Source organism: Sporomusaceae bacterium, from assembly GCA_031460455.1.
Taxonomy (GTDB): Bacteria; Bacillota; Negativicutes; order Sporomusales; family UBA7701; genus Anaeroselena.
The window spans coordinates 63,824-73,228 of the sequence record JAVKTQ010000012.1 but is presented as its reverse complement, the minus strand read 5'-3'; the positions used below and the strand labels follow the sequence as shown (position 1 = coordinate 73,228).

Sequence of the window (9,405 nt, the reverse complement as noted above, 5' to 3'; positions counted from 1 at the left end):
CCGCTGCCGGCGGAAACCACTCAGCCCTTCTGCCCATCTGCGGCCAGCAGTCGGGCGGCCATCTCCCGCAGCCGGAACTTCCGGACCTTGCCGCTGGCGGTCAGGGGGTACCGGTCGACAAAGAAAAACTTGGCCGGCACCTTGGTGAGGGCGATGCGTTCGCGGCAATAACGCTTGAGCTCCAGCGACGTCGCGGTGCAACCCGCCTTGAGACGGACAAAGGCCACCACATCCTCGCCGTAGTAGTCGCAGGGAACGCCCACCACCTGGGCGTCGGCCACCTTGGGGTGGGTGAAAAGGAATTCTTCGATTTCCGCGGGGTGGATGTTCTCCCCGCCGCGGATGATCATATCCTTTATCCGCCCGGTTATGCAATAATAGCCTCCGGCGTCGGCCTGAGCCAGGTCGCCGCTATGCAGCCAGCCCTCGGCGTCGATGGCCAGCGCGGTAGCTTCCGGCATTTTGTAGTAGCCCTTCATAACCGCCGGGCCGCGCATGCAAAACTCGCCCGCCGCGCCGGCCGGCGCCTCCCGGCCCGTCCGCGGGTCGACCACCCTGATCTCCATGCCCGGCATCGCCCGGCCGATTGTGCCGATACGGCGGCCCGTCGGGTCCTCCGGCCGGTTTATCGTACAATAAGACTCGGTCATGCCGAAAAAGACGCCGAACTCCCGCACCCCCAGCTTGTCGATGACCGCCGTGGCCAGTTCCGGGGGGCAAAAAGCGCCGGCCGTATTGCCCCCCCGCAGGGAAGACAGGTCGTACTCGCGGCTGGCCAGCTCCTCCAGAGCGGCCACGAACATCGTCGGCGTGCCGAAAACCATCGTGCAGCGGCAGTCCTCGATCGTCGCCAGCAGTTCCGGCGCCCGGAAGCGGTCCAGCGGCGCCACGGCAGCCCCGGTGGCGACCGCGGCCATCACCATCCCAAGACCGTACGCGTGGAAAAAGGGCAAAGGGATGCACAGCCTGTCGGCCGGCGTCAGCCCCAGTCCCTCCCCCACCGCCGCGGCAACATAAGCGAAGTTGGCGTGGGTAAGCATGGCCCCCTTGGGAGTGCCGGTCGTTCCCGAAGTAAGCAGGATGGCGAAGACATCTTCAGCCGTGACCGCCGCCTCGCGGGCGGCGACCAGCGCCTCGTCGGCGTCGTCCGCCAGCGCCAGGAACTCCGGCCAGGAAAACATCCCCGGCCGGCTTTCTTCGCCAAGGAAGACGACGCGGCGCAAATAGGGCAGGCGGGCGGCCGCCACCCGGCCGGCAACCGCACCCGCGAGCTCGGGGCAGAGCTCCCCGAGCGCTTCCGGGAACTCCCCCGGCCGGCCGGCGCCGTCGGCAATGAACAGCGTGGCCGCCTCGGTCTGGCGCAGCACCTGCTCCAGTTCGTAAGTCCGGAAGTTGGTGTTCACCAGCACCAGGGGCACGCCGGCCTTGGCGCAGCCGAACGCTATCCCCATATACGCCGTCATATTCGGGGCCCAGAGAGCGGCGTTCTCGCCGCGCGCCGCGCCCAGGGCCAGCAGGGCGGCCGCCACCCGGCGGGCGCTGCCCTCAAGCTCGCCGAATGTATGGATTTCCTGGCCGTGGCGGCAGATAAGCGCCGGCTTGTCGGCCCGCGCCCCGGCCTGGGCGGACAGCATGGCGCCGAGAGTCTTGAAGCTGATAGCACTCACCCTTTCCGCAACCGGGCGGTCGCAGTTTTATCTCTCGCGGACGGCCAGCCAGTCCTGTCTGACATAATCCAGCAGCCTTTTAGCCGGTTTCCGGTAAAGGAAAATCCCGTCGAAGTCGGGCTCGGCCAGCACCTTCTGCATCAGCAGCCCGTCGTCGTCGAACCAGCGGGGCAGAGCGCCGCCGAAGAAATAGCCCTGGCGGCGGAGAATACCGGCAACCGCCCCGGCCCACGGCCACGTCAGCGGACAATAGACCTGGAAGACGACGGTTCCCCCGGCCCGCGCCCGCCCCTCGGCTTCCGCGATATAGGCGGCCAAATCGCGGCCGGCGGCCGATAAAGTAAACCGCGCCACGCCGGCGGCAGCGAAAACCTCCGTCCGGCCGCGGGTCGATACGTCGGCCGGCGGCTCCTGGCGGGAAACCTCGAAACTGTGCCCGAACGCGAACAGCGAATATACGAACCCAAGCGCCTCTTCATACATCGGCGGCAGATAGATCGTCTGCGGCTTGGCTCTGAACGCCCGGAACAATGCCAGCGTCGCCACCCGTCCCACCGTGTCCAGAGGCCGCGCGAACGCCCTGGTATAAGCCTCGGCCGGCATCAGATCGACCTCGAGGGCCGCCGGCAGAAAACCGCCGTCAGCGGACATCTGCTGGGTGACAAGGTGGTTGCAGACCGCCTCCCCCCACAACTGCTCGATATCGTGGCTGGCCGGCAGCTCGGCCAGCGCATACGCGAACAGCCGGCTGGCCAGCGGGCCGACCCGGTGATCCTGTCTGACCATCATCTGGCCGATCTCGTACAGGTTGCGGTTGGGTGGCGAGGAACGGTACAGGGCGATGTGGCCGACCACCTCGCCGGCACCCGTCCGGGCCACCGCCCGGTAAGCCTCGCCGCTTTCGTCCTGGCTGATGAGCTTCTGCGGGTCATACACGTCGCCGACCGGATAATTGTCGCCGTAAACCGCCCGGTACAGGGCGGCCGCCCCGGCGGCGTCGGCCGGCCGGAAAATGTCGATCTCCGGCGGCGACGGATCGTCGCCAGGGACGACCGTGTTCTCATCACCCATCGATTGAAGCTCCTTTCCCGTTCGCCGCCGCGGCGGCCGCCAAACTGCGCCGGCAGTCGGCCAGCAGCCGCGCAGACAGCGCCAGCGCCAGCGCGCCGGCCAGAATGGCGGCGGCGGGATGGCTCCAGAACACGCCCCGCTCGCCCCAGTGGGCGGCAAATAAATAAGCAAGCGGCACGCGGGCCGCGATAATATACACCAAACCTATCGCCAGCATAAAGGCCGGACGCCGGAACCCCTGCGCCAGACCGTTCAGCGCGAACAACGCGGGCATGAACAACACCGCCACCGCCGACGCCGCAAGCGCCGCGCTTCCCAATTCCACCAGCGCCGGCGCCGGCCGGAAAATAGCCGTCAGCTCGCGCGGGAAAACCGAAAACACGACCATCGTCGGCGCCACGATGGCCAGCGCAAATTTAAAGAAAAAAGCCAGTCCCTCGCGTATCCGCCCATAATCGCCCCGGCCGAAGTTAAAGCTTACGAACGCGGCCAGCGCGTTGCTCAAACCCATTATCGGCAGCAGCACCATCATCTCGGTGCGCGACATCAGGTTCCAGGCGCCGATGGCCAACGGGCCGAACCGGGCCAGGATCATATTCAGCAGCATCAGGCCCACCGGGCTTACAAGATAAGCCACCGTTATAAAGACGCCCTGGCCCAGAATTTGCCGCCACAGCCGCGCCACCCCGGCCGGCAGCGTCAAACCCGGCCTTTCCCCCTGCTGCACCGCCAGTCGCCGCCGCAGGTACGCCGCCGCCACCAGCTGACCGGTGAAAGTGGCGATCGCCGCCCCGGTCACGCCCCAACCGAAAACGAACATGAACAGCGGGTCAAGGCAAACGTTGAACACATTACCCAGTATCTGCCCCTTCATCGGCGTCATAGTGTCGCCGCGGGCCATGAACAGCGCCTCGACGGTAAATACATACCCCATCACCGGGAACCCGGCCACCAGCCAGGCCGTAAAGCCGATCCCCGCCGCGGCCACGGCGTCTGTCGCGCCGAGAAAACCGTAAAAGGCCCGGCACAGATCGGCCGACAAAAGCGGCGCGAAAACCGCCATCAACAGCGTCATCAGCGGCAGCAGGGCCCTGGCGATCGCCCGCCCGTCCTCCTCGTCGCCTTGCCCGCGGGCGTAGCTTATCAGGACGACACTGCCGAACGAAGCCCCCTTGGCCAGCGACAGCGCCAGGTAAGTCAGCGGCACGGTCAGCGAAACGGCCGCCAGCGCCTCCGCCCCCAGCCAGGAAACGAATACCGTATCGACATAAGCGTATAAGTTCTGGAAAAACAGCGACACCATCAGGGGGACGGCGAACCGGAAAATCACCGTCGAAACCTTCCCGGACCCAAGGTCGATTTGTTGTTGCATAAGGCCTCTGCGTTTCTATGTGTTTTACCGGCGAATTCTTACGTACTCGGTCTTATCGTTACCAGCGCATGACAACGGCGCCCCAGGTCAGTCCGGCGCCGAACCCCGCGAGGACGACAATATCGCCGGATTTTATCCGCCCGCCCTCCACGGCCTCGTAAAGCGCGATGGGGACCGATGCGGCGACCGTATTGCCATAGCGATCGACATTCATCATCAGTTTTTCCTCGGGAAGGTCCATTCTGCGGGCTACGGCCTCGAGGATATGGCTGTTTGCCTGATGAGGTATGAACAAAGAAACATCCTCAAGCGACAGCCCTGCCATTTCCAGCACCTCGGCCGTGATGGCCGGAACGGTGCGCAGGGCGAACATGAATACTTCCTGACCATTCATAACTACAGTGCCGAGGTTGGTGTCCAGTAATTCGTGGGTCAGCGGCATTTCCGACCCACCGGCCGGAATTGTTAAAAAGTCGGCGCCGCTACCGTCGGCTCCCAGCTTCCAGGCAAGGATTCCTTTATCCGGCGTCGTTGGCTGCAACACGGCTGCGCCGGCGCCGTCGCCGATCAAAATGCAGGTTGATAAATCGGTCCAATCGATGATACGCGTCACGACATCGGCGCCGACGACCAGGATGTTGCGATAAGCGCCGGCGGCGATGAACTGGCTGGCTACAGTTGCAGCGTAGACAAAGCCTGAGCAGGCGGCGTTCAGGTCGAAAGCCGCGGCATTGGACAGTCCCAGCCGCCGCTGAAGGATGCAGGCCGAGGAGGGTATCTGCCGATCAGGCGTTTGTGTTGCGACGATGAGCAGATCGACATCACCCGGAGAGATGCCGGCAGCCGCCATCGCCCGTTCGGCGGCGACGGCGCCCATGGCTGACGCAGCCTCGCCCGCAGCGGCGATATGCCGTTCGCGGACACCGACGCGGGAAGTGATCCACTCTTCGGAGATATCCAACTGCCGGGCCAATTCGGAACTTGTGAGAATCTTTTCCGGCGCGTACATGCCGAGGCCGGCGATGCGGGCGTTAATTTTGCCGACCGGGGAAGGTCCGATCATGTTGTCGCCCCCGTTTCTTGTCCGACCGCCTGGCGGTCGGCGCGGATAAAAGCGAGCAGATTTTTGGCAGTATCTGTATAGAGTTTTATCAGATCATAGCGCGTGTCGGCGAACACCTGCTGCATCAGCAGGCCGTCGCTGCCGAACCAGCGCGGCGCGAGCCCGCCGAAGAAAAACCCGCGGGTGCGCAATATCTCAACAGCCTCGCCGATGGCGGGGCAGGAAGTGTCGATAAAAAGCTGGACAGATAGCAGCCGCCGGCGCCGGGCTTCGTCCACCAGCCTGTCGGCCACGGCGGCCCAGTCGCCGCCGACGCGCAATACATTGACCTTCATGCTGCGCGAAGCAGTAACCGGTATAATCTCCAGCGCTGTCGCCGCAGCGGCGGGCAGCGGTTCGGTCGATAGTTCGCCCTGGGGTTCGTGCCTGGCGGCGGCCAGCGCCGACAGTACCGCGCGATAAGCGGCCGGCCAATATGAACGGCCGCCGGCGGGCGGCATCAGGCTGAAGAAAAGGGCGCAAGAAATGCGGTCGATATCTGCCGGCCGGTCGTGAAGAATGGCGGCGTCAAAAAGATCCAGCTGGATGGCCGACGCAATCCAGCCGGCCTTGGCGCAGATTACCTGGGAAAAATAATGATGGCAGACCGTCGAGGCGAAAACACCGGCGACGCCCGCCGGCCATACCGCCGGATCACCGAAATAGCAGGCAAGCATGGTTCCGGCGTCTGTTTTGTTGTACGCGGGAACGACAATCAACCCTTTCTCCTCCCAGAGGAAAGGGTTGGGCGCGGTGGGCCCCAAGGCGGCATAGCCCGCCGGCCGGCCTGCGGAATCAAAGGCAAGCAGGCCGGCCAGCCGACCTTGGGCGATTTTTTGCAGCAAGCATTCCGGCCGGTAGACGGCTGAGTCGACGTAATCCTCGCCATAAACCGCCCGGAAAACCGCCCCGACAAGGGCGGCGTTATCCGGGCCGACAGGGACCAGGCGAAACTGTTCGTCAGACACGTACCCCGCCTCCATCTCCGGTTTTTTGCAAAGTGCCTACTTCGCGAGCTTTTTGTCGATGTACGCCACGGCGGCGGCGATGGTGGTCAAATCTTTAACATCCGACAGCTCCATGGAAATCTTGAAGGCGTCTTCCGCCAAGACCAGCAGTTCGGTCTGGTCCTGGGAGTCGAAACCCAGGTCCTGCTGGAAACGGGCTTCGGGGGTCAGCATGTCCGCGGTGATGTTTTTCTTCCGCAATTTAAGGATAACTTGATTCAGCTTCTCGATTGTCGACATAGGTAATTCCTCCTTAGTTTTATATTGAAACAGGTCGAAGCCGCAGGCTTCAGTTTCCTGCCCCAGCCAGTAGAGATGCCCGGTCAGCCTGAATATAGGCAAGCAGTTCTTTGGCGGTCGGGGAATAAAGCCTGATGTGCTCGTACTCGGTATCGATGCCCAGCACCTGCTGCATCAGCAGACCGTCGCTGCCGAACCAGCGGGGGGCGAGGCCGCCGAAAAAGAAGCCCTGAGACCGCAGTATTTCCACAGCGGCGCCGATCCCGGGGCAGGCCGTATTCAGCGTGACCTGCAGACTGATTGCGCCGCGCCGTCTCGCCTCGGCCAGCAGCCCGGCCGTGAACTTCGCCCAATCGGCGCCGATCTCGCCGACGGCTACCTTCCAGGTCTGGGCTGATTCGTAATAGCGGTCTTCATGTCGGGTAAGCGTACCCGTCGGCAGCGGCGCCGTCGCTGTGAGGAAATTCCGGGGGTCCAGCGGCAGGGCCAGTTGTCTGATAAAGCGCTCGTACACCGGCGGCAGATAAACAGGACCGGTCGGCGAAGAATATTCCTTGAAATTAAGCACGCACGACACCCGGGCGCTGCCTGTCCGGTTGTCCTTAAAGCTCGGCCCGTCGAGCTGGTCAAGCTCGAGGGAGAAATCGGCGTGGCCGGCCTTGATGCTGCTCACCTGGGTAAAATAATGGCAACACACCGATTCGCCGAACAGTCCGTCGCTCGCGGCCTTCGCAAAGAGAGCGCCGTCCGTGTAGGTCGCCGCCAGCAGCATGCTGACATCCGTCTGCCTGTAGGCGGGAACGACGACAAGATTGCCCGCTTCCCAGAGACGCGGGTTGGGGGCGCTTTTAAAAACGGAAACATAACCGGCGGCTCTGTTGCCCTCATCGACGGCCAATAAGGCCGCCAGCCGGTTGTGGCGGATTTCCTCCAGAACCGCTTCCGGCCGGTAAACATATTTCACCGGGAAGGCTTCGCCGTACGCCGCGCGGAAAACTTCGCCGACAAGACCGGCGTTTAGCTCGTCAATCTTCACAAGGTTAAACGATGGTTCGGACATATCGCACCCTCCCCTCTCTCAGCTAACGCGTCCGGCCCGACTTTGCCAGCGGAGGATCGCCGACCCCCAGGTCAGTCCGGCGCCGAAAGCGGTCAGAGCCACGATATCGCCGTCCTTCAGGCGGCCGGTTTCCAGCGCCTCGTGGAGAGCGATCGGCACGGACGCCGACGACGTGTTGCCGTATCGGTCCAGATTGATCATGAACTTTTCCATCGGCACGTCCATTCTCCTGGCCGCCGCCTCGATGATGCGCCCGTTCGCCTGGTGGGGAACGACGAGAGCGACCTCTTCCTTGGGGATGCCTGCGGCGGCCAGCGCCTGCAGCGTAGCCTCCGGGAGCGCCCTCATCGCAAAACGGAAGACCTCCTGGCCATCCATATGAAGCTTATCAAGCTTTGCGGCCAGCGTATGCGGCGTATGCGGCAGCCGCGACCCGCCGGCCGGCAGCAGCAGATGTCTGCCGCCCGAACCGTCGGCCCCGAGTTTTACCGCCAAAAGGCCGTACCCCGGCTGAGCGGGCCGCAAAACGACGGCCCCGGCCCCATCGGCAAGCAGAATGCAGGTTTCGCGGTCCGTCCAGTCGGTGACTTTCGATAATACCTCGGCGCCGATCACCAGCACGGTGCGATAAAGGCCTGTTCCGATAAACTGGCTGCCCACCGCCAGCGCGTAAATAAAGCCCGTACAGCCGGCCGTCAGATCGAAGGCGGCGGCATTTTCGAGCCGGAGATTATTCTGGATGATGCAGGCGGTGGCGGGAAACTGCATATCGGCAGTCGCCGTAGCGACAATGACGAGATCGATTTCCCCCGCCGCGACCCCGGCATCCTCGATCGCCCTGGCGGCGGCAATCGTGCCGAGATCCGAAGCCGCCTGGGTATCCGCGGCGATCCGCCGTTCCCTGATGCCGGTCCGTTCCCGGATCCAGGCGTCGGAGGTATCCACCCGCGCCGCCAGGTCATCGTTCGTAACAACCTTGTCCGGGAGGTATATGCCTATTCCGGCTATTGCGGCCTTCAAACCTGCGGAGAACATCGGCGCGTCACATCCCAAGCGAATTGTCGTATTTACCATGTTTTCTGTATAATGGACGAAAGCTCCTGCAAAAAAGACATTCTGCGACAAATATAGCAACCGCAATCCCGGTTGGCCCTCGGCAAAACAAAGATTCCATCGGGATTCTCTTCAATCCCATTATCACCCCGTTGACAAGGCCTCTAAGAAGTACAGTCGCTTAGCAAATAAACGGCAGTTCCCCTGGAAGCTTCCTCAGAGAGCTTCTTTTTTTTCGCCAACTCCACCCCTGAGCCCTTTACTAAACAAAAACTTAACATTCCGCCGCGAAAGCAAGGATGACGAAGAGTCACTCAAAGCAATAGGGAGGATTTACAGCATGAGCACAGCGATTTCCAGCCTGCTCAACTCGGCCGCGACGACCGCCGGTACAACAAGCGAATCCAGCAATAACGCCCTCGACTACGATTCGTTCCTGACAATCCTGTCAGCGGAACTGAAGTACCAAGACCCCACCGAATCGGTCAGCAGCACTGAATACATCAGCCAAATGGCCCAGCTCAGCACCCTGTCGCAGATGAACGAGATTAGCGCGGCGATCAACAACACTTCCGCCTTCAGCATGATCGGCCGGGAGGTCGCCTACACCGTCACCGATGCGGCCGGCGACACATCGACCGCCACCGGCACGGTCACTTCGGTGATGACCTCCAATGGCGCCACCTATGTTGTCGTGAACGGCGCCTCCGTGGAGCTCTCGGCGGTCTACGAAGTCGGCGCCGCCGCCACGGACAGCGCCACGGCGTAACGCCGGGAAATACCGCACACCGCTCAGCCGGACCCCGCGCGGAGAGGCTGACGACTATTTCCGA

General features: G+C 62.9%; 9 protein-coding genes. 1 reads left to right on the top strand and 8 read right to left on the bottom strand.

The annotated features are described in order from the left end of the window. Positions 1-20 precede the first annotated feature (20 nt). Genes RIN56_15780 through RIN56_15745 form a run of 8 tightly spaced genes read right to left on the bottom strand, consistent with a single transcriptional unit; the run spans position 21 to position 8,554 of the window. The gene (locus RIN56_15780; protein MDR7868257.1) at positions 21-1,667 is read right to left on the bottom strand and encodes an AMP-binding protein; all 1,647 of its coding nucleotides are present in this window, start codon (positions 1,665-1,667) and stop codon (positions 21-23) included. A 27-nt stretch (positions 1,668-1,694) separates the two neighbouring features. Then, the gene (locus RIN56_15775; protein MDR7868256.1) at positions 1,695-2,738 is read right to left on the bottom strand and encodes a hypothetical protein; all 1,044 of its coding nucleotides are present in this window, start codon (positions 2,736-2,738) and stop codon (positions 1,695-1,697) included. Next, on the bottom strand, positions 2,731-4,110 hold the full coding sequence (locus RIN56_15770) for an MATE family efflux transporter (GenBank protein MDR7868255.1): 1,380 nt from the start codon (positions 4,108-4,110) through the stop codon (positions 2,731-2,733). Before RIN56_15770 ends, RIN56_15775 begins: the two co-directional genes overlap by 8 nt. A gap of 58 nt (positions 4,111-4,168) precedes the next feature. After that, the gene (locus tag RIN56_15765) at positions 4,169-5,173 is read right to left on the bottom strand and encodes a beta-ketoacyl-ACP synthase III (GenBank protein MDR7868254.1); all 1,005 of its coding nucleotides are present in this window, start codon (positions 5,171-5,173) and stop codon (positions 4,169-4,171) included. After that, on the bottom strand, positions 5,170-6,180 hold the full coding sequence (locus RIN56_15760; GenBank protein ID MDR7868253.1) for a hypothetical protein: 1,011 nt from the start codon (positions 6,178-6,180) through the stop codon (positions 5,170-5,172). Before RIN56_15760 ends, RIN56_15765 begins: the two co-directional genes overlap by 4 nt. 36 nt (positions 6,181-6,216) lie before the next feature. Next, on the bottom strand, positions 6,217-6,459 hold the full coding sequence (locus RIN56_15755; protein ID MDR7868252.1) for a phosphopantetheine-binding protein: 243 nt from the start codon (positions 6,457-6,459) through the stop codon (positions 6,217-6,219). A gap of 49 nt (positions 6,460-6,508) precedes the next feature. After that, a complete protein-coding gene (locus RIN56_15750; GenBank protein MDR7868251.1) occupies positions 6,509-7,519 on the bottom strand; it encodes a hypothetical protein in 1,011 nt (336 codons plus the stop codon). 18 nt (positions 7,520-7,537) lie between these two features. Then, positions 7,538-8,554, bottom strand: a complete 1,017-nt coding sequence (locus tag RIN56_15745) for a beta-ketoacyl-ACP synthase III (GenBank protein MDR7868250.1) — start codon at positions 8,552-8,554, stop codon at positions 7,538-7,540. Between the two features lie 358 nt (positions 8,555-8,912). On the opposite strand from RIN56_15745, the gene RIN56_15740 reads away from it, so the two are divergent. Continuing rightward, a complete protein-coding gene (locus RIN56_15740; protein MDR7868249.1) occupies positions 8,913-9,341 on the top strand; it encodes a flagellar hook capping FlgD N-terminal domain-containing protein in 429 nt (142 codons plus the stop codon). Positions 9,342-9,405 lie beyond the last annotated feature (64 nt).

What these genes read in the sequence shown, in the direction of transcription:
- RIN56_15775 (MDR7868256.1), bottom strand. Translation starts at nt 2,738, where the DNA reads ATGGGTGATGAGAACACGGTCGTCCCTGGCGACGATCCGTCGCCGCCG.
- RIN56_15770 (MDR7868255.1), bottom strand. Translation starts at nt 4,110, where the DNA reads ATGCAACAACAAATCGACCTTGGGTCCGGGAAGGTTTCGACGGTGATT.
- RIN56_15765 (MDR7868254.1), bottom strand. Translation starts at nt 5,173, where the DNA reads ATGATCGGACCTTCCCCGGTCGGCAAAATTAACGCCCGCATCGCCGGC.
- RIN56_15755 (MDR7868252.1), bottom strand. Translation starts at nt 6,459, where the DNA reads ATGTCGACAATCGAGAAGCTGAATCAAGTTATCCTTAAATTGCGGAAG.
- RIN56_15750 (MDR7868251.1), bottom strand. Translation starts at nt 7,519, where the DNA reads ATGTCCGAACCATCGTTTAACCTTGTGAAGATTGACGAGCTAAACGCC.
- RIN56_15745 (MDR7868250.1), bottom strand. Translation starts at nt 8,554, where the DNA reads ATGTTCTCCGCAGGTTTGAAGGCCGCAATAGCCGGAATAGGCATATAC.
- RIN56_15740 (MDR7868249.1), top strand. Translation starts at nt 8,913, where the DNA reads ATGAGCACAGCGATTTCCAGCCTGCTCAACTCGGCCGCGACGACCGCC.